The organism is Xanthomonas campestris pv. asclepiadis (assembly GCF_020784175.1).
GTDB classification, from domain to species: domain Bacteria; phylum Pseudomonadota; class Gammaproteobacteria; order Xanthomonadales; family Xanthomonadaceae; genus Xanthomonas; species Xanthomonas campestris_D.
The window spans coordinates 1-19,828 of sequence record NZ_JAJGQM010000061.1 but is presented as its reverse complement, the minus strand read 5'-3'; the positions used below and the strand labels follow the sequence as shown (position 1 = coordinate 19,828).

General features: G+C 64.4%; 11 protein-coding genes, 1 pseudogene and 1 riboswitch. Of the genes and pseudogenes, 7 read left to right on the top strand and 5 right to left on the bottom strand.

The features are described from left to right. Nucleotides 1-79: 79 nt before the first annotated feature. Nucleotides 80-1,918: a methyl-accepting chemotaxis protein gene (locus LL972_RS19565; protein ID WP_228329001.1), complete on the top strand. Its 1,839-nt coding sequence runs from the start codon at nucleotides 80-82 to the stop codon at nucleotides 1,916-1,918. 8 nt (nucleotides 1,919-1,926) lie between these two features. Here the strand turns inward: LL972_RS19565 and LL972_RS19560 are convergent, their stop codons facing one another. Further along, a complete protein-coding gene (locus LL972_RS19560; protein ID WP_228329005.1) occupies nucleotides 1,927-3,864 on the bottom strand; it encodes a prolyl oligopeptidase family serine peptidase in 1,938 nt (645 codons plus the stop codon). Nucleotides 3,865-4,546: 682 nt separating this feature from the next. Next, nucleotides 4,547-4,644: riboswitch (TPP riboswitch) on the top strand. Nucleotides 4,645-4,758: 114 nt separating this feature from the next. Here LL972_RS19560 and thiC point away from each other — a divergent pair. The 4 genes from thiC to LL972_RS19540 all read left to right on the top strand — a co-directional run bounded on the left by thiC (nucleotide 4,759) and on the right by LL972_RS19540 (nucleotide 13,337). Then, complete coding sequence (gene thiC, locus LL972_RS19555; RefSeq protein WP_228329000.1) at nucleotides 4,759-6,636, top strand: phosphomethylpyrimidine synthase ThiC; 1,878 nt, start codon at nucleotides 4,759-4,761, stop codon at nucleotides 6,634-6,636. A 423-nt stretch (nucleotides 6,637-7,059) separates the two neighbouring features. Next, nucleotides 7,060-9,393 carry a winged helix-turn-helix domain-containing protein gene (locus LL972_RS19550; RefSeq protein WP_228329004.1) on the top strand — a complete coding sequence of 778 codons (2,334 nt, stop codon included), beginning with the start codon at nucleotides 7,060-7,062 and terminating at the stop codon, nucleotides 9,391-9,393. A gap of 110 nt (nucleotides 9,394-9,503) precedes the next feature. Then, nucleotides 9,504-10,397 (top strand): helix-turn-helix domain-containing protein, encoded by an 894-nt coding sequence (locus LL972_RS19545; RefSeq protein ID WP_228328999.1) that lies wholly within the window; start codon nucleotides 9,504-9,506, stop codon nucleotides 10,395-10,397. Nucleotides 10,398-10,445: 48 nt separating this feature from the next. After that, nucleotides 10,446-13,337, top strand: a complete 2,892-nt coding sequence (locus LL972_RS19540; RefSeq protein ID WP_228328998.1) for a TonB-dependent receptor plug domain-containing protein — start codon at nucleotides 10,446-10,448, stop codon at nucleotides 13,335-13,337. 351 nt (nucleotides 13,338-13,688) lie between these two features. Here LL972_RS19540 and LL972_RS19535 read toward each other — a convergent pair whose 3' ends face one another. Continuing rightward, entirely contained in the window at nucleotides 13,689-14,837 is a 1,149-nt protein-coding gene (locus tag LL972_RS19535; RefSeq protein ID WP_228328997.1) for an HDOD domain-containing protein, read from the bottom strand. Nucleotides 14,838-14,950: 113 nt separating this feature from the next. Further along, on the bottom strand, nucleotides 14,951-15,487 hold the full coding sequence (ppa, locus tag LL972_RS19530; protein ID WP_002804918.1) for an inorganic diphosphatase: 537 nt from the start codon (nucleotides 15,485-15,487) through the stop codon (nucleotides 14,951-14,953). A gap of 198 nt (nucleotides 15,488-15,685) precedes the next feature. Here ppa and LL972_RS19525 point away from each other — a divergent pair, with 198 nt between their 5' ends. Then, entirely contained in the window at nucleotides 15,686-16,174 is a 489-nt protein-coding gene (locus tag LL972_RS19525) for a hypothetical protein (RefSeq protein WP_228328996.1), read from the top strand. Nucleotides 16,175-16,436: 262 nt separating this feature from the next. On the opposite strand, the gene LL972_RS19520 is transcribed toward LL972_RS19525, so the two are convergent. Next, entirely contained in the window at nucleotides 16,437-18,464 is a 2,028-nt protein-coding gene (locus LL972_RS19520) for a sodium-translocating pyrophosphatase (protein ID WP_228328995.1), read from the bottom strand. A gap of 248 nt (nucleotides 18,465-18,712) precedes the next feature. Here LL972_RS19520 and LL972_RS19515 point away from each other — a divergent pair, with 248 nt between their 5' ends. Further along, complete coding sequence (locus tag LL972_RS19515) at nucleotides 18,713-19,237, top strand: hypothetical protein (protein WP_323134235.1); 525 nt, start codon at nucleotides 18,713-18,715, stop codon at nucleotides 19,235-19,237. Between the two features lie 249 nt (nucleotides 19,238-19,486). Here LL972_RS19515 and LL972_RS19510 read toward each other — a convergent pair. Continuing rightward, nucleotides 19,487-19,753, bottom strand: a pseudogene (locus LL972_RS19510) (hypothetical protein); the annotation flags it as partial. Between the last annotated feature and the right edge of the window lie 75 nt (nucleotides 19,754-19,828).

Here is a 19,828-nt window from a genome sequence, read left to right as displayed (position 1 = left end):
GCAAGTGCCTGCGGTGCGTGGCGCCTCTCAATTGCAGCCGCAGCGCGCCGCTAATGATCATGATGGATTAGGAATGCCCATGAGCTCGATGCAACAACCCGATCCGCCGTCGCAAACGCATGCGGCGCTGCTCCCCGATGCACCGGTCGCGCTGTTGCGGCTATCGGCCGAGGCCTGCGTGGTGGCCTGCAATCGCGCCGGCCTGGACGTCCTGGGCAAGACCGCCGGCGAGCTGCAGGGCGCGCCGGCGTCGGTGTTATGGGGATTGAGCGCAGCCGATCTGGTCGGCGAAGACGGCGTCTGGGCGGCCCCGGGCGACGACCCAGCCCGGCGCGTGCGCTATGTGCGCGACCGCGAGCACGGTGGCTGGATGCTGTCGCTGCCGCATGTGGAAACCGCGATCCTGCTGCGCGAAGCCACCCGCCTGGCTGAAGACAGCCGGCCGGTGCCGATCTCGCCGCTGCTGCAGCCGTTGGTGGCGCGCCTGCAGGCCGAGCACGAAGACCGCACCGTGCTGGAGCGCACCGCCCAGGCGCTGGCCGGCTGCGAGCTGGAACTGCTGCTGCCGCCCGGTCTGGCGGAGACCGACATGGGGCGCCGGCTGCAGGCCGGCTTCGGCAACCTGGCCGAGGCGATCCGCCAGGCAGTGGCGCTGTCGGTGCAGATCGCCGCCGAAGTGCCGCCGCTGGTGGCCGAGAACGACGAGATGGTGCGTCAGTCGCAGGCGCAGACCGAAGCACTGGATGGCGCCCGCACGGCGGTGGAGCGCCTTGCTTCCAGCCTGCACGACGTCAATGCCGATCTGGCACAGGTGATTGCGCTGGCCGCCAGTGCCGACGACAGCGCACGTCAGGGCGTCGCCGCCGCGCACGCGCTGGGCCAGGCCATGCACGAAGTGGAACGCCGCGCCGCGCGTGCCGGCGAGGTCATCGAAGTCATCGACTCGGTGGCGTTCCAGACCAATATCCTGTCGATCAACGCCAGCATTGAAGCTGCGCATGCCGGCGATGCCGGGCGCGGGTTTGCGGTGGTCGCCACCGAGATCCGCCGCCTGGCCGAACGCGCGGCAGCGGCAGCGCGGGACGTGCGCGCGATCCTGGCCGAAACCAGCGCCGCGGTGGGCGAGGGCGCGGCCTCGGCGCGCGGCACCGAAGCGGTGCTCGACGGCATCACCCGCGTGCTCGGCCAGGCCAGCAGCGCGATGACCACGGTGGCCGGGCGGATCCAGGCGCAGGACGGCGAGATTCGCGGCATCGAAAGCGCCGTCGATGGCGTGGTGGCGCTGGGTCGCAGCAACCTGCAGCACGCCGCGCATGTGGCCGAACGCAGCGAGGCGCTGGAGCGCGGCACCGAGACGCTGCGCGACTGCGTGGGCCTGTTCCGTCTGCCGGCCGACCCGCTGACAGTGCCCCGGCACGCGCGCGTCAAGGAACTCGCCGTGGCGACCGCCGCTCGTATCGGCACTACCCTGGCGCAAGCCATCGCACGCGGCCAGATCGACGAAGCGGCGCTGTTCGCCCGCACCTACACACCGATTGCCGGGGTGGAGCCCGCCAAGTTCAGCACCGATTTCGATGCGCTTTGCGACGAGGTATTGCCTGCCTTGCAGGAGCCGCTGCTGGATGCGCATCCGTGGATCGTGTTCGCCATCTGCGCCAATCCCGACGGCTATGTACCCACGCACAATCTGCGCTTCACCCAGCCGCTGACCGGCGATCCCAAGCGTGATCTGCTCGGCAACCGCACCAAACGCAAGTTCACCGACCGAGTCGGCCGTAGCGTGGGCGCGCACACCGACCCATATCGTCTGCAGGTCTACCGCCGCGACACCGGCCAGATCATGTTCGACCTGTCGGCCCCGATCTTTGTGGGCCGCAAGCACTGGGGCGGTTTGCGGGTGGGCTATACGCTGGAATAGCTGCCTCGTTATTGCGGCGCGGCGGAGATAGCGCTGGACACCGCCGCAGTGTTGCCGCCCAACTGCTCGGCAAGAAAGCGTTCCAGGGTGCGATAGAACGTTACCTGGTTGGCTTCCTTGTAGAAGCCGTGTCCCTCCTTGGGAACGGCCATCCACTGCGGCGCGTTGCCGCTACGTGTCAATGCCGCGCGCAGGCTCTTGGCCTGTGCAAACGGGGCTCGCTCGTCCTCTTCGCCGTGCACGAGCAGCACCGGCACCTTGATGCGCTCTGCCAGCATCACCGGGGAGTGCGCGGCCAGTTCGGCGGCATCACGGCCGATGGCGCGCTCCAGATAATTCAGGCCGTACTCGCTGCGATTGATGTCGCCCTTGCTGTACATCATCTGCAGATCGTAGATGCCGGCCACACCGACCGCGCAGCGGAACAACTCCGGCGCCTTGACCTGCACCATCATGGCGGCATACGCGCCGAAGCTGGCGCCATAGCTGCAGATGCGCGTCTGATCGGCCAGTCCCTGGCCCACCGCCCAGCGAACGCCGTCGATCAGATCGTCCTGGATGCGTTCGCCCCACTGGCGATACCCGGCGCGCTCGAACCGGTTGCCACGACCCAGGCCGCCGCGATAGTTGACCTGCAGCACCAGATACCCGCGGCTGGCCAGGAACTGGGCGTCGGTGTCGAAGGCCCAGCCATCGCCATCGGCATGCGGGCCGCCGTGCGGCAGCAGGATCATCGGTAAGCGCACCCCGTTTGCGGCATTGCCGGGAACGGTGAGCACGCCGTCCAGGGTCAAGCCGTCGCTGGCCTGAAAGGTCACCATGCGCCGCTCGCTCATCTGCGCCGCCTGCAATGCATTGCGTGCCTTGATGACGAGTTTCAGCGTATTGCTCGGCCGGTCGAAGATGTACCAGGCTCCGGCATCGCGGTCACTGTAGGCCCTCAGCAGCAGGCCATTGCCGTCCTCGGTGAAATTGATGAAGTCCACGTACTGGCCGGCCAGGGTCTGGCTCAGGCTCCGGTGCAGCTGCGCTTCGGCAGTGTCCTGCTCGAAATAGCGCAGTGTCGGCCGCCCTGGTCCCAGCCGTGCAGCGAACGGCGTTTGCGGCGCCGGACCCCATTGCAGGTCATCCACGCTGTAGAACGGGTCCGATGCAAGCACGCTGCGCTGCTGGCCATCGGGATCGGTGGCCACCAGGACTGCAGGGCCACCAGCCTCGCTGTACCAGCCATAGAGACGGCCCGGCTGTCGCGCGAATGCGATCGGTCGCCAGCTGGCCTGGACCTGGGTCATCGGCGACCAGCCATTGCCCGATCGGCGGAACAGCAACGGGTTATCGTTGTCGTCGCTGCCGTACGCGTAGTGCGCCACGCCATCGTGGTCGAGCACGAACCGCAGATCGGGGACGTCGATGTCGGCCATCAGCCGATGGGTGGTGGTGCTGGCGTCGACGTCGTAGAGCATCGAATGGCGCGAGTCCAGCGACAGACGCCGCATGTAGAAGTGCCCGTTGCGGCGACTCGGCAGGCCCTCGATATAGCCGAATCCGCGCTCCAGACCGGCATTGCGGGTGCTTTGCAGGTAGCCATACACATAGCGCTGATTGCTGCCATCCAGGTCGGTGGCAATGATCTCGCCCATCGGCATGGGCTCTTCCAGCGAACCGAGTTTGCGCCCCTTGCCGATCACCAGCCGGCGGTCGCTGACCCAGGCAATGCGCACCGGCAATTCATAGCGCGGCAAGCGCAGCATCGTGGTGGATTGCATGCCGGCGATGCGGTAAACCACCAGCGCGTAGTTGCCGTCGCCCAGATCCGCGCTGACCGCCAGATGCTTTCCATCGGGTGACATCGCCGGCGAGGAGATCGGGCCGGATTCGACAAAGGCCTCTACAGGCGGCGGGGAGGCGGCCTGCGCAGTCCCTGAAAACAACCCCATCAGCAGCATTGCGGCCCAGCTAAACCGGTGCATCCCTTGCATCTGCATCGTCCATCCCCTGTTTCACAGAACGATAAGGAAGTGGCGATGGCTGTGGCAAGCAGATCACGAAAAAAAGCCGCCGAAGATCGGCGGCAGGGAGAGAGAGCGGGTTTCTTGTTGTAGTGACCGCACGCTAGCGGCGTGATGTGCCGTGGAAATGTCCTTGCATGGCACCATCGCGCTGCTGCGTGCGAAGCGGCCGGTTACGTGGCAGTCCTGGCACGTGGACAACGACCTCCCAAAGGAGGTCGTTGTGACAACCGGCGTGTCCAGGCAGCGGACCGGCGACTCATGGGTGCGATCAGAAGCGCTGGGCGTATGCGGTGGCTGCTGCGCCCCGGGATGACCCAGACCGAATCGAACGAGCTGGCAGACGCGCTGTTCGCGAATGCGCGTCTTGTTGCGTTGCGACGCGTGCAGTGCGAGGACGCTCACGCAGTGCCGCAGCGTCCTGCGCGTGTGCTGCCGACCTGTGCTGCCATACGCGGACAGCCGTCGCTGCCGAACGTGACAACACTGCGTTGATCATCGCCAGGCGAGCGCGGCCGCTGCGTGCAGCGGCATGTACCAAGCGTGCATCTCGTCGCCAAGCGCGGTGCTAACAGCTGGCGATATTTTTAGCCGCGCGGGATGCAATGTGGTTTAATCGCCGCCGAAGTGGGGGTACCGCAGTGCGCTGCGGTTGAGATAGTCCCTTCGAACCTGATCCGGCTGATACCGGCGTAGGGAAGCTTCGTTAGATGCGATGGTCCGTGCCTGCACGGGTGCATCGCCATTGAGCGCCGCCGCTTCGTCCGCCTGCGAATCCTTCGCAGAGCCAGCGCCGTGGGTGCTGGTTTTCCAGCACACAGGACGAACGCCATGAATGCCGCGCCTACCGTTTTGCAGCAACAAGCCCAGTCGCTGTCCGAGGCTGTGACCCAGCCGATTCCAGGCTCCCGCAAGATCTTCGTGCAGGGCTCGCGCGCCGACCTGCAGGTGCCGATGCGCGAGATTGCATTGACCCGCACACCGACCCTGTTCGGTGGCGAAGACAATGCGCCGCTCAGCGTCTACGACACCTCCGGGCCGTATACCGACCCGCATGCCGCGATCGATCTTGCCGCCGGTCTGGCGCCGCTGCGCGCGCGCTGGATCGCCGAGCGCGACGATACCGTGGCGCTGGACGGCCTGAGTTCCAGCTTCGGCCGAGGCCGCGAGCACGATGCGCGCCTGGATGCGGTGCGTTTCCCTGCACGGCACCTGCCACGCGTGGCGCGCGACGGTGCCAACGTCACCCAGATGCATTACGCGCGGCGCGGCATCATCACTCCGGAAATGGAGTTCGTGGCGATCCGCGAAAACCAGCGCCTGGAAGCGGTGACAGACGCGATCCTGTGCAAGCAGCATCCGGGCGAGGACTTCGGTGCCGCGATCCAGCAGCGCATCACGCCGGAATTCGTGCGTGACGAAATTGCACGCGGTCGCGCGATCCTGCCCAACAACATCAATCACCCGGAAAGCGAGCCGATGATCATCGGTCGCAATTTCCTGACCAAGATCAATGCCAACATCGGCAACAGCGCGGTGTCGTCCGGCATTGCAGAAGAGGTCGAAAAGCTGGTGTGGTCGATCCGCTGGGGCGGCGACACGGTGATGGACCTGTCCACCGGCAAGCACATCCACGAAACGCGCGAATGGATCATCCGCAACTCGCCGGTGCCGATCGGCACGGTGCCGATCTATCAGGCGCTGGAAAAGGTCGATGGGCGCGCGGAAGAGCTGACCTGGGAGATCTTCCGCGACACCTTGATCGAACAGGCCGAGCAGGGCGTGGATTACTTCACCATCCATGCCGGTGTGCTGCTGCGCTACGTGCCGCTGACGGCCAAACGCGTCACCGGCATCGTCTCGCGCGGCGGGTCGATCCTGGCCAAGTGGTGCCTGGCCCATCACAAGGAAAACTTTCTCTACACGCATTTCGAAGACATCTGCCAGATCATGAAGGCCTACGACGTGGCGTTTTCGCTGGGTGATGGCTTGCGCCCGGGCTGCATTGCCGATGCCAACGACGCAGCGCAGTTCGGCGAGCTGGAAACGCTGGGCGAGCTGACCAGGATCGCCTGGAAGCACGATGTGCAGACCATGATCGAAGGCCCGGGGCACGTGCCGATGCAGCTGATCAAGGAAAACATGGACAAGCAACTGCACGAATGTGGCGAGGCACCGTTCTATACCTTGGGGCCGCTGACCACCGATATCGCGCCCGGCTACGACCACATCACCAGCGCGATCGGTGCGGCGATGATCGGCTGGTTCGGCACCGCGATGCTGTGCTATGTCACGCCCAAGGAGCATCTGGGCCTGCCCAACCGGCAGGACGTACGCGACGGCATCATGGCCTACAAGATCGCCGCGCATGCGGCGGACCTGGCCAAGGGGCATCCCGGTGCGCAGGTGCGCGACAACGCCTTGAGCAAGGCGCGTTTCGAATTCCGCTGGGACGACCAGTTCCATCTCGGACTGGATCCGGAAAAGGCCAAGGAGTTCCATGACGAAACCCTGCCCAAGGACGCGCACAAGCTGGCGCACTTCTGCTCGATGTGCGGGCCGCACTTCTGCTCGATGAAGATCACCCAGGACGTGCGCGATTACGCGGCCGAGCACAGCATGGGCGAGGCGCATGCCTTGTCGGCAGGAATGGAAGAAAAGTCGGCGCAGTTTCTGGCACAAGGTGCGCAGGTGTATCGCGCCACGTGACATGCAGCATCGTCGTTGCGTCGCAGCAGATCGGCTGGTTGCTTAAGAAAAATTCAGCTTCGGCTTATGCAGATCGCAGCGTGGTACGCAAGTGCCGCGCTGCGACTGCGTTGCAAGCGGTTACAGCCCACAAGCATTTCGCGGCATTTTCCTGAATCGCAGATAAAAAAATCGCGCCAGAGGCGCGAAGGGGACATCGTAATTATTTGAATTCGTCGGCGAGAGAGAGAGAGCCTGACGTCGCCACCTGTCGTAGGGAAGCAACGAGGCATAGAGTAAAATTTGCACCAAATGGATGCATGACACAGTTGGTTGTGGTCCTTTGCTGAATTTGGCGTTTCGCGCGAATTGCGTGATGCGTTCTTTGTAGTCCTTGCATGCCGATGCGTCTTCCTGCCGATGAGTGTTTCTCCCGCTAATGCGATGCCATCGGGCCGGTTACGTGTCGGCCAGTGCGTGGTCGATGTCGCCTCGCGCGAGGTGCATGCGCCCGGCGCCAGGCGCCCCGCGCGGCTGGCGCCGAAGTCCCTGGCGGTGCTGCTGACGCTGGCGCGGCAGCAGGGCCAGGTGGTGACGCGGGAGCAGCTGTTGGCCGAGGTCTGGCCCGATACCTTGCCGACCAATGACGTGGTGACCCAGGCGGTCACGCAATTGCGCAAGGCATTGGCCAGCAACGGCAGCCAGCGCTTCGAGCATATCGAGACCATCGCCAAGACCGGCTATCGCCTGCTGGCGCCGGTGGCGTGGGAGCAGCGCTCGGATAGTTCGGCCGATGCCGCCGCGCGCCCATCGGCGGCGACCGCATCGCGCACTGGCCTTGACGATCACGATTCCACAGCCGGCCTTGCGGCCGCTGCCTCCCTGGAGCGCGACGCGGCACCCCGGCAGACCCCGCCGCCGGTTCGGTCCGCACCGGCGGCAGCGCAGCAGCGCCGATGGATGGCCTTGGCAGTAGCCGGCGTGGCCTTGCTGGTGGTGCTGGGGCTGGCAATGCGGACGCTGTGGATGCGCGCGCCAGTCCAGGACGCCACGGCGGCCTCGGCGGTGCTCGGCAGCCCCAAGCGCCCGTATCAGATCATCACTGCAGGCGGCGGGTTCGATCTCACGCCCAGTCTGTCGCCAGACGGGGCGATGGTGGCCTACGCATCGCTGACCAGCGATCGCGCGGGCACCTCGATCCTGGTCAAGACCACCAACAACGCCTATCCGCGCGTGCTCGATACGCCGGCGGCCGGCATTTCCGATCGGCTGCCGGCCTGGTCGCCGGATGCACGCGAGATCGCTTTCTCGCGGCAGGCGCCCGATGGCGGCTGCCGCATCATGATTGCCGCCGCACACGGCCCGGCTGCCGCACGCGAGGTGGCGCGCTGCGACGGCGCGGACATGCTGAGTTTCAGTTGGTCGCCGGACGGCCGCGCCTTGCTGTTCGGCAGCATGACCGGCGCGCACGGTGCGCCGCACATGCGTCGGCTGGATCTGGAAACCGGTCAATGGCAGCCGCTGCGCTATAGCGCGCAACCGACCGACTTCGATTACACGCCGCGTTATTCGCCGGACGGGCACTGGATCGTGTTTCTACGCAATCCGCAGCTGGGTGATCTGTGGCGCGTTCCGGCAAGCGGCGGAACCGCCGAACGGCTGACTCATGACAACGCCGATATCCGCGGCTGGAGTTGGTTGCCCGATGGCAGCGGCCTGATCTTCGGACGCCGTGTGGACAGCGAGGCGCGGCTCTATCGGCTCGATCTTGTCGACCGCAGCCTGCATGACCTCGGTGTGGACGATGCGCAGGCACCGGATGTGGCGCATGGCCATCTGGTGTTTGTGCAGCGCAAGCCACAATTTGGTGTGTATCAGGTCATTCACGACCCTATGAATGGCGGCTACATCCGCCGCCGGCTGTTTGCCTCCAGCGGGCGCGACGACCAGCCGATGATCGCGCCGGACGGGCGTCAGCTGATCTTTGCCTCCAATCGCTCCGGTGCGTACGGCCTGTGGTGGGGTGATGTCGGCAAACCTGGCTCGGTGCGGCTGATCGAAGGCCTGCGGCCGGATGCGCGCCAGGCCGCCGACTGGTCTGCGGACTCGCAACGCGTCCTGGTCAGCGGCAGCGACGCCCAGGGGCATGCGGCACTGTTCGAAGTGACCCCGAGCACGGGCAAGGCGTTGCGCCTGCCGGTGCCGCAACCGCGACCGCTGCAGGCGATCCATGTTCCCGATCCCGATCGGTTGCTGGTCGTGGCTGCCGCCGATGACGGGCACACCTTCGCCACGCTCTACGACAGACGCAGCGCTCCATGGCGCGCGCTGGCGTCGCTGCAGGACGTCTCGCAGCTGCGGCTGGACCGCGTCAGCGGCCAAGTACTGCTGACGCGTCTGACTGGCGGCGGGCTATGGCAGGTCGCCCCGTCGCTGGCGGCCGACACCTTGCAGCAAGTCGATCCGCAGCAGCCATCGCGTTGGCGCTATCGCAGCTGGGCGCCTGGTGCGCGGGACCAGTTGCATTACCTGTCGTCCACCGACACGTGTGCCACCTATGACAGCGATCTGCGTACTGGTGCAGGGCGGTGCCTGGATGTGGCCAAGTACACCACCATCAACGGCTTCAGCGTGGATCAGCGCAGCGGCGCGCTGTATGTGGCAGTGGCGGAAGAAGATGGCAGCGCGATCGCCTTCATGCCGCTGCCGGAACGCCTGGTAACGCCCCTGGGTGTGATGTCCAACCTGTTGATCGTGCTGAGGAAAATCGCCTCGTAAGTTCTTCGGAAAGACTTCGTGGCAATTTCGGCAGACCTTCGTCGGAACTTCCTGACTCACGCCAGATTCGGCAAAACACTACGCCCTCTTTTGTACAGGGGGCTGCCACCATGCAACAGGTCATCACCGCGGATCGCGGACTCGCACTTTCCTTGGACGGTGCCAGCGAGCCGACGTCGACGACCTGCCTGGCGGTCTCGCGGCTGGGCAGCATCCGCACCGCCGCCGCCACCTTCACGCTGTGGGTGCAGTTGCGCGGCCGCGCCTGGGTGGAGTCCAAGGAAGGGCGTTTCCGTCTGCGCGCCGGCGACTGGATCGCCTTCGACAAGGAATCGCATCCCACCGTGCAGGCCGACCGCAGCGCGCTCTGTGTCGGCGTCAGCCTCGATGGCGACAGCCTGCAATCCCTGGCCGAACTGACCGACGCCACGTTGTATCCGGGGCGCAGCCAGCTGTCGCGCGGCGATCTGCGGATTGCACTGCGCCTGTGGCGCAATGCGGCCGCACAGAGTGGCAGTGCGTCGGCGCGCCCCTTGCTGCTGCATCTGGCTGCGATGCAACGCGACTTCATCGCGCAGGAGCAGCGCTGCCCGGGCCGTTCGCGCAGCCGTCGCCGTCAGGTGTTCGGTCGCATGCAACGCGCCCGGCTGTATCTGGAGGGCAATAGCGACCGCGTGGTGCGCATCGCCGAGCTGGCGCAGCTGACCAACTTCTCCAGTTGGTATGTCTCCAAGACCTTCCAGAGCCTGTACGAAGAAAGCCCGCAGGCGCTGTCGGCACGGTTGCGACTGGAGCGCGCCTCCGATCTGCTGCGCGATACCTCGATGATGATTGGTGAGGTTGCGGCCGCAAGCGGGTTCGACAATTGCTGCAGCTTTGCGCGTGCATTTCGTGCGCGTTTCGGTGTCTCCGCATCGCATTACCGCGACCAAACGACAAATCCGCCAGATTCGGCAAAGCCACGGAACGTGACGCGCAAAGCGACGATGTTCACGCAATCGTAATTTGCACAGGGGCGCTTAACGCGCCACTAACGAACCCTGGAGAGATTGATGAACCTTCGCACCTCCGCAGTGCGGCTGGGCCTGTTGCCCGCCGGTATTGCGATCGCGTTGACGCCGGCATTTGCCGCCAATGCACAAGAGCAGTCCGCCGCCCCGTCGACCACGACGCTGGACCGCATCGAAATTACCGGCTCGCGCATCCGCTCGGTCGACGTCGAAACCGCACAGCCGGTGTTCACCGTTACCCAGCAGGACATCCAGAAGTCGGGTCTGGTCAGCGTTGGTGACATTCTCCAGAACCTGTCGATTGCCGGTACGCAGACCTACAGCAAGGCTGCCGTGCTGACCTCCGATCCCGAACAGGGCGGCCAGTACGTCAACCTCTACAACCTGGGCGAGAACCGTACCCTGCTGTTAGTGAACGGCAAGCGTTGGACCAGCAGCCTGTCGGGCCTGACCGACATGTCCACCATCCCCAGTTCGCTGATCGAGCGCATCGAAGTCCTCAAGGACGGCGCCTCGGCAATTTACGGCTCTGACGCCGTAGCCGGCGTGGTCAACATCATCCTGCGCCAGAACTACGACGGCGCAGAAGCCTCCGCGTACTTCGGCCAGAACGGGCGTGGCGACGGTTCCAAGGAGCAGTACTCCTTCACCGCCGGCACCACTACCGATCGTTCCTCGCTGGTGTTCGGTGTCAACTACACCAGCGAAGATCCGGTGTGGGCCAAGGATCGTGCACTGACCCGTTATTCGGCTGGCCCGAACCACATCGAAGACAGCCTGAGCGCGACCGGCCCATGGGGCCGTTTCACCTCCGGCGGAGAGAGCTACATTCTCAACCACACCGGCTCGTTTGATGGGCAGGGCGTGGGTGCAGATTCGCGCAACCTTGCCAACTACCACAACGACATCACCACCGACGATTACTACAATTCCGTCGACCAGATGATGTTGCAGCAGTCCAGCAAGAACAAGTCGATCTTCACGACCGGCAGCTACAACATCACCGACAGCATCACCTTCAAGTCGACGGCGATGTATTCCGAGCGCGACTCGAACCGTCAGATCGCCGGTTACCCGCTCAACGCTCGTTCGCAGCCGCAGTTCCCGGTGGCGATCAGCGGTGGCAGCTACTACAACCCGGTCGGCCAGGACATCACCAGTTGGTTCCGCCGCACGGTTGAACTGCCGCGCACCACCGAAAACAACGTCAAGTCCACCCACTTCGATGCCGCGCTGGAAGGCGTGTTCGACGTCGGCAGCCATGGCTGGAACTGGGACGTGGGCTTCAACTACAACAAGTACGATGTGACGCAGGTTTCGCGCGGCAACATCAACCTGTTGGCGTTGCAGAAGGCGCTGGGTCCGTCGTTCCTCAACGCCCAGGGCCAGGTGCAGTGTGGTACCGCTGCCAGCCCGCTGCCGCTGGGCACCAGCAATGCGCTGGGCCAGTGCACCCCGTTCAACATCCTGGGTGGTCCGTCGGCCTCCACGGCGGATGCGCTGCAGTACATCAATGCATTGGGCCAGGCCACGCAGCAGAGCCTGAGCAAGCAGTGGACCGCCAACGTCACCGGTGGTCTGTTTGACCTGCCGGCCGGTGAGCTGGGCTTCGCCGCAGGCGTCGAACACCGCGAAATCAGCGGTTACGACTACCCGGATCAGCTGTCCAGCGCCGGTTACACCACCGATCTGGCCGCACAGGCAACTGAAGGTCGCTACCAGACCAATGAAGCCTATCTGGAGCTGCTGATTCCGGTGCTGAAGGATCTGCCGGGCGCCAAGGAACTGTCGTTCGACGTGGCTGCGCGTTATAGCAACTACAGCCGCTTCGGCGATACCACCAACAGCAAGTTCAGCTTCACCTGGAAGCCGATCGACGACCTGCTGGTGCGCGGTACCTACGGTACCGGCTTCCGTGCTCCCACCTTGGACGACACTTTCGGTGGCGGTTCGCAGAGCTTTGATGACTTCACTGATCCCTGCGATGCAACCTTCGGTTCGCTGGGTAACGCCGGCGTGGCCGCGCGCTGCGCAAGTGAAGGTCTGGCAGGCAACTTCCGTCAGACTGACACTGCTAACAACCCGGTGACCCAGCGTGACGTTCAGGGCAACGCACCGTTCAATGCGGGTGTTGGTAATGCCGAGCTTGAGCCGGAATACAGCATCACCCGGACCGTGGGCATGGTCTACAGCCCGCATTGGGTGCAGGGCCTGGACTTCTCGCTGGATTGGTACCGCATTTCGATCTCCAACATCATCACCGCGTTGACGGCCAATGATGTGTTGAACAACTGCTACCTCAACAATCTGGCCAGCTACTGCGCGGACTACGGTCGCGACGCGGTTACCGGCCAGGTCACCACGCTGAGCCGCGGCAACGTCAACCTGGGGCGTCTGGAAACCGAAGGCTACAACTTCGGCGTGCGTTACCGTCTGCCGGAAACCGCGTACGGCAAATTTGCCGTCAACCTGGACTCCAACTACCTGGCGACCTACAAGTCGCAGGCAGAAGCTGGCGCCGAATGGGCTAACGATGCGGGCTATTGGAACTACCCGCGCGTCCGTGCCACCTTGGGGCTGGACTGGTCGCTGGGTGCGTTGTCGGCCAACTGGAACCTGCGTTACTACGGCGGTTTCCGCGATTACTGCTGGGATGCATCAGCAGGCATCGAGTGCAACAACCCGAACTACCAGACGCCGAATCCGGCATGGGGCGGCGGCACCGGTTCCAACAAGAAGGGCTCGATCTCCTACCAGGACGTCTCTGTTACCTGGCAGGCTCCGTGGGATGGCAGCGTGACCGTTGGTGCCCGCAACATCTGGAACAAGCAGCCGCCGATCACCTACTCGATCACCAACAGCAGCACCGCTGCGATCGATCCGATGCTCGACTACGACCGCTTCCTGTTTGTGCAGTACAACCAGCGCTTCTGATCATCGAAGTGTCGTGAAGTTTGAAAAAACGGGCCGAAAGGCCCGTTTTTTTGTTTCCGGATCTGGAGTAAGGCAGACAAGGTCTGACGAACGTCATCGCTGCCAGGTGCGTTGTGTCCTTGCTTGCCTGACCATGCGTTGTGCCGTGCTGGGATGACACGCGCGCTTGATGGTTCGCTGCACGTCGCCGCGCGAGTCATGTCGCGATATCTGTACAAAATCGCAAGCGCAGTGATGCGTGCGCAGACAAGTCGCATCGCGCCATGTCTGCATTCGCGCAGGCGCAAACAGCCAAAGAAAAAGGCGCGACCAGGTCGCGCCTTTCTGTGTTGCATCAACCTGGCGCCGCTCTCAGGCCTCGGCAAGCCCCAGCAAGGTATCGGCCTGTTCGCGCCAGGTCGGCAGACGTGTGATCACACCGACCTTGGATAGGTACTCTTCGTCCACGCTCTCACCGCTGGCCAATGCGGTCGCCACATGCACCGCGCCGGTTACCCAGAAACTGCGCAGGCTGGAGCGTTGCGGGTGGCGATGGAAGGCCACCGCTTCGATGATCGGCATCGGCAGGCCCCACAGGCCGAGCAGGTACGCACCGGCTTCGGTATGGCCCAGGCGATCGTCACCGCCTTCCAGTGGCGGCTCGCGCTCGTCGCGCACGCCTGGCAGCAACAGGCCTATATCGGCCAGCAGCGCGGCGGTGGAGCCCAGTTCTGCGCTGGTCGGCGGCAACACCTTGGCCGCCAGCCGCGAGGAGAGCAGGGCGCGGCGCTGCATCGCATTGCGCTCGGCCGGGGTCAGCGTCTGCACCGAGAACACTTCACTGGCCAGGACCAGGTCGCGCAGCGTGGCCACGCCCAGGCGGGTCACTGCCGTGCGCAGATCGGTGATGCTGCGGCCGCCGGAGAAGAACGCGGAATTGCACAGCTGCAGCACCTTGGCCGCAATCGCCGGATCGCCGGCAATCAGCTTGGCGATATCGGCCGCGTCGGCGCCTTCGTCTTCTTCCAGCGCATGCATCAGGCTCAGATACAGATGCGGCGGCGACGGCAGTTTTTCGATCCGGCCGATCGCCGCGCGCAGGCGCGGGTTGCTGAGCAGATCGCGCAGTTCTTCCAGGCTGGTGATGGCTTCGAGCAGGACTTCCGGGGCCAGCGGCATCGGCAGGAAGCGGTGCGCCACGCCAATGATGCGCGCCGGCGGCGTGCGCTGACCATCCTGGGCATCGATCAAGGCGATGCGGATGGTGTCCGGGCGCAGCGTACGGATCTGCCCCAGCAACGTAGCAGAAGTCAGATCGGGCAAGACGGGGGCGACGATGACCGCATCGAACGGCGACAACGCAGCCGCCTCGATTGCCGAATTACCATCGGCCACCTGCTGCACCTGCCATTGATCACCCAGATCAGCGACGTAGTCGCTCAGTTCGGACGGAAGACTGGCTTCGTCCCCAACAAACAGAATACGCAAGACACTTCCCCAAGAGTCACCGGTGACAGACACCGGCCAAACGCTGTCGGCAATGTACCCAATCTGCCGCCGGCGGTCACCGGGATCACGCCGGAAGCGTGATCCCGATCGCCCCGCGGTTGCGGGGCTGCATCACGGTCGTTGGATCAGGGTGCGTCGGAATTATAGCGTTCCACCGACTCCACCAGGATGCGCTTGGCCTCGGCCGCGCCGCCCCAGCCATCCAGCTTGACCCACTTGCCCTTCTCCAAGTCCTTGTAATGCTCGAAGAAATGGCCGATGCGCTCCATCCAGTGGCTGGAGACCTGGTCGATATCCTCGATGTGCGCGTACCCGGAGAAGATCTTCTCGATCGGCACCGCCAGGATCTTTTCGTCGCTGCCGGCCTCATCGCTCATGCGCAGCACGCCGACCGGACGGCAACGCACCACCGAGCCGGGCACCAACGGCAGCGGCAGCACCACCAGCACGTCGGCCGGGTCGCCGTCGCCGCAGAGGGTATTGGGCACATAGCCGTAGTTGCAGGGGTAACGCATCGGGGTGGACAGGATGCGGTCGACGAAGATCGCGCCGCTGGCCTTGTCCACTTCGTACTTGACCGGCTCCGAATCCTTTGGAATTTCGATGACGACGTTGATTTCTTCCGGCAGATTCTTGCCGGAGGTGACCAGTTCAAGACCCATGCGCGTAACTCCCGAGGCGTCATCTAGTGTGTGGAGCGCGATTCTACGCGTTCGGCTGTTGCGCTGCAGCGACACTGAATGGGCAATGTTCTGACCGCCGGGTGCGGCATAGCCCGCATTCATCCCGGGGAGCTCTCCGATCCTCGCGTCCCGCGGCGCGGCGCACGCTGCAGGCTCCCCCACTGCTCGGGAACTGCCATGTTCAAGCCTGTGCGTTTGCTCGTTGTGCTGCTGCTCTCCGGTGTCTCCCAATTCGCCACTGCGGCGACGCCGGCGCCACCGCCGACCTTCGTCGATGCGGTGGACTGGCCCGCCAATGGCGAAGGCTGGGAAGCCTTTGTCGATCTGGAGCAGCGGCTGGAACAGGATTTCGACAACATCTGCGGCGACACCTTTTGCGGCGGGGAGTTCAGCGACTACCAGCCGTTGCGCTTCCGCTGCTCGGTGCATCGTGTGAGCGGGGTGGTGCGCAGCTGCATCTGGACCTTCGGTGCCAGCGAGGTCAGCGTCGATCCCCAAAGCGGGTACCTGCGCTCGGACAGCCGGGTCTGGCGCTGCGCGGCGCCATTGAAGGCTGGGACGCGCCTGGACGAGATGTATCGCACCCTGGCGGTGAACAATCCGCTGTTCGAGCCACTGCCCGGTGGCGCGCCGCCGATCTATGACGGCTTGATCGGTTGCCTTTGAGTACATGCCGCACCGCAGGCTGTTGCGCTGCGGGCTGCCTGGTGTAATGACTGCGTCCGGGCAGCAGCGGGGCAGGCGCGGCTTGGGCGATCGAGCTATGCAGCACGCCCGCAGGCCGATGAGGCTTGCCCCTAGCGGTCAGCTGAGCGCTGCAGACAGTCGTGGGGCCTTGCGTGGCGTAGGGGACCCGGGGCGTGCGTTGGCACGTTCCGGGCCCCGCCCCGTCACCTTCGGTCAGCCCGCGGCTTGCGGCACGTCGCCCTCAAAGCAGCGGTACCAGCAGCAGGGCCACGATGTTGATGATCTTGATCAGCGGATTGATCGCCGGCCCGGCGGTGTCCTTGTACGGGTCGCCTACCGTATCGCCGGTGATGGCGGCCTTGTGCGCTTCGCTGCCCTTGCCGCCGAAGTGGCCGTCTTCGATGTATTTTTTGGCGTTGTCCCAGGCTCCGCCGCCGGTGGTCATCGAAATCGCCAGGAACAGGCCGGTCACGATCGTGCCGATCAACAATCCGCCCAGGGCGCGCGGCCCCAGCAGCAGCCCGACCACCACCGGAACCACCACCGGCAGCAGCGAGGGCAGGATCATTTCGCGGATCGCCGAGCGGGTCAGCATGTCGACCGCACGGTCGTATTGGGGCCTGGCGGTGCCGGCCATGATGCCGGGGATCTCGCGGAACTGGCGACGCACTTCCTCGACTACGGCGCCTGCCGCGCGTCCCACCGCTTCCATCGCCATCGCACCGAACAGATACGGGATCAAGCCACCGATCAACAAGCCGATGATCACGGTGTGGTCGGACAGGTCGAAGGCGAATACTTGGCCGGGATTGGCCGCCTGCAGGTTGTGGGTGTAGTCGGCAAACAGCACCAGCGCAGCCAGCGCGGCCGAGCCGATCGCATAGCCCTTGGTGACCGCCTTGGTGGTGTTGCCCACCGCATCCAGCGGGTCGGTGATGTTGCGCACCTCCGGCGGCAGTTCGGCCATTTCGGCGATGCCGCCGGCATTGTCGGTAATCGGCCCGTATGCATCCAGCGCCACGATCATGCCGGCCATCGACAGCATTGCAGTTGCTGCGGTCGCAATGCCGTACAAGCCGCCAAAATGAAACGCGCCCCAGATTGCCGCGCAGACCGCGATGACCGGCAACGCAGTGGATTTCATCGAGACGCCAAGCCCGGCAATGATGTTGGTGCCGTGGCCGGTGGTGCTTGCGGCGGCCACGTGCTGCACGGGCTTGTACTGGGTGCCGGTATAGTACTCGGTGATCCAGACGATCAAGCCGGTGAGCACCAGGCCGATCAAGGCGCACGCATACAACGCCGTGGCGCCATGGGTGTTGTCGCGCATCAGCGACTGGGTGATCGGCCAGTAAGCCAGTGCGGCCAGCACACCGGAGACGATCACGCCCTTGTAGAGCGCGCCCATGATCGAGCCGCCTGCTTTGACCTTGACGAACGAGGCGCCCACGATCGAAGCGATGATGGAGACACCACCCAGCACCAGCGGGTACAGCACCGCCTGCGGCCCGGTTTCGGCCAGCGTCAGGCTGCCCAGCAGCATGGTGGCGATCACGGTGACTGCATAGGTTTCAAACAGATCCGCCGCCATGCCGGCGCAATCGCCGACATTGTCGCCCACGTTGTCGGCGATCACCGCCGGGTTGCGCGGGTCGTCCTCGGGGATGCCGGCTTCCACCTTGCCGACCAGGTCCGCGCCCACATCCGCACCCTTGGTGAAAATTCCGCCACCCAGGCGCGCGAAGATCGAAATCAGCGACGAGCCGAATGCCAGCCCCACCAGCGCATGCAGGTTGCGCTCCAGCGGCAGCCCCATCGCCTGCAGCAGCGCGTAATAACCGGCGACGCCGAGCAGTCCCAGGCCGACCACCAGCATGCCGGTGATGGCACCGCCACGGAACGCCACATCCATCGCAGGGCCGATGCCATGCCGCGCGGCCTCGGCCGTACGGACGTTGGCGCGGACCGACACGTTCATGCCGATATAGCCGGCCAGCCCCGACAGCACCGCGCCGATCGCAAACCCGACAGCGGTGTACCAACTCAGAAACAGCCCGACCAGGACGAACAACACGCCGCCGGCAATCGAAATGGTGAGGTATTGCCGATTGAGATACGCGCGTGCGCCTTCCTGGATCGCGGCGGCGATCTCCTGCATGCGTGCGTTGCCACTAGGCTGCGCGATCACCCAGCGTGCCGACACACCGCCATAGACGATTGCCAGGGCTGCACACCCCAGCGCAAGTAGTAACCCGTAGTGTTCCAGCATGACCCCTCCCAGAGAATGGATGTCGTCCGGTCGGACGAACCAAGGGCGATGCACGCAGCGAGTGGAGTGGCGAATACGGACTCGACGGCCATGGGGACCGTAACGCGCGTCGCGATGTTCAGGTGGCCGGATTGCGGGCGAGTATGCGCCGCGGTTTACGCCGCTGCCAGCGGCGCGGCTTTGGCGCGTCGTTCAGTCGCGGCATGACAGCCTGCGGCCAACGTGATCGAGCCGATCCAGGAGTGACTATGTCGAACCATGCCGCGTCAAAGTATGCCGTGACGATCGCTGCAGTGCTGCTCAGCGCCCATGCGCTCGCTGCCGAACCGACGCCGGAATTGAAACAGCGTCCAGCCGGCACCGCGCAAGCGGTCGCCGCCGTGCACACCCTGCGCCAGATTCCCGAAGCCTGCGCGCGCCTGGAAGGCGTGTTTACCGGAAATGCTGCACAGCCGTATACGTTGTCGGTGGTGCGCAGTAGTCCCACCTGCCAGCCGCGCGCACGCTTCGTGGATTTCGCCAAGGCCACGCCCAGCGTCGCCTCTGGCTGGATCTTCAACGATGTGATCCGCGTCCCCAGCGCAGCCTGCCCGGCGCAACAAGCCGTTGTACGCGTCTGGCGCAAGCCGGTGGATGCCAAGCCTCAGCTCGATGGCCAAGGTCAGTCGCGCATCTACCTGGAAGATGCAAAGCAGCAGGCCGCCGCCGGCAAGATTGCCCAGGTGCCGATGTTTGCCGCGCAGATGACGGTGGAAGGCAAGGCCTGCCACTGAAATTTTCAGCACTGGAAATAATAGTGATAGACGCCAGAAAAACTGTCTAGGGAGCTCTGACAACCAGCCAGGATCTTCGAATTTAAAACAGCACCATCCAGGTCTCCGTCAGCAGTTATAGTTTCGACGTCGTGTCTGCCAGAGGCTCTCTCGGAAGCAGGATTCATAGAATTGCATCCCGCTAACAAGAAGACACGGCCGTAGACGATCTTGATGCGCCGTTCATGCAGCCAACGTGTGCTGTGTCGCCGCTTGCAGGCCTCTTGCACCGCCGGCTGCGCCTAAGCGCATCGACGCAACGTCGTCGCGGTACTTGTCGATCATCGGCCCGTATTGCTGCGCCAGCTGCTGCGATTTGGGATCTTCCAGCACCGAGCGGTCTGGTGCGTCGATGGCATCCACCGGCAGGAAGTTGTGCATGCGGTGCGAGTCGCCCAACTCCTTTGCAACGATAGGATTACGTACGTCCAGAACACCGCGTGTGTTGTCGTAACCGGCCTTTTCCAGCGAAGCAATTGTCGACTCCCCCTAATTCAATGCCAGCCAAAACTAGAGGTCTGCGGTTGATGTTGATCACGGAACTCGGCGGGC

What these genes read in the sequence shown, in the direction of transcription:
- LL972_RS19565 (WP_228329001.1), top strand. Translation starts at nt 80, where the DNA reads ATGAGCTCGATGCAACAACCCGATCCGCCGTCGCAAACGCATGCGGCG.
- LL972_RS19560 (WP_228329005.1), bottom strand. Translation starts at nt 3,864, where the DNA reads ATGCTGCTGATGGGGTTGTTTTCAGGGACTGCGCAGGCCGCCTCCCCG.
- thiC (WP_228329000.1), top strand. Translation starts at nt 4,759, where the DNA reads ATGAATGCCGCGCCTACCGTTTTGCAGCAACAAGCCCAGTCGCTGTCC.
- LL972_RS19550 (WP_228329004.1), top strand. Translation starts at nt 7,060, where the DNA reads ATGCCATCGGGCCGGTTACGTGTCGGCCAGTGCGTGGTCGATGTCGCC.
- LL972_RS19545 (WP_228328999.1), top strand. Translation starts at nt 9,504, where the DNA reads ATGCAACAGGTCATCACCGCGGATCGCGGACTCGCACTTTCCTTGGAC.
- LL972_RS19540 (WP_228328998.1), top strand. Translation starts at nt 10,446, where the DNA reads ATGAACCTTCGCACCTCCGCAGTGCGGCTGGGCCTGTTGCCCGCCGGT.
- ppa (WP_002804918.1), bottom strand. Translation starts at nt 15,487, where the DNA reads ATGGGTCTTGAACTGGTCACCTCCGGCAAGAATCTGCCGGAAGAAATC.
- LL972_RS19525 (WP_228328996.1), top strand. Translation starts at nt 15,686, where the DNA reads ATGTTCAAGCCTGTGCGTTTGCTCGTTGTGCTGCTGCTCTCCGGTGTC.
- LL972_RS19520 (WP_228328995.1), bottom strand. Translation starts at nt 18,464, where the DNA reads ATGCTGGAACACTACGGGTTACTACTTGCGCTGGGGTGTGCAGCCCTG.
- LL972_RS19515 (WP_323134235.1), top strand. Translation starts at nt 18,713, where the DNA reads ATGTCGAACCATGCCGCGTCAAAGTATGCCGTGACGATCGCTGCAGTG.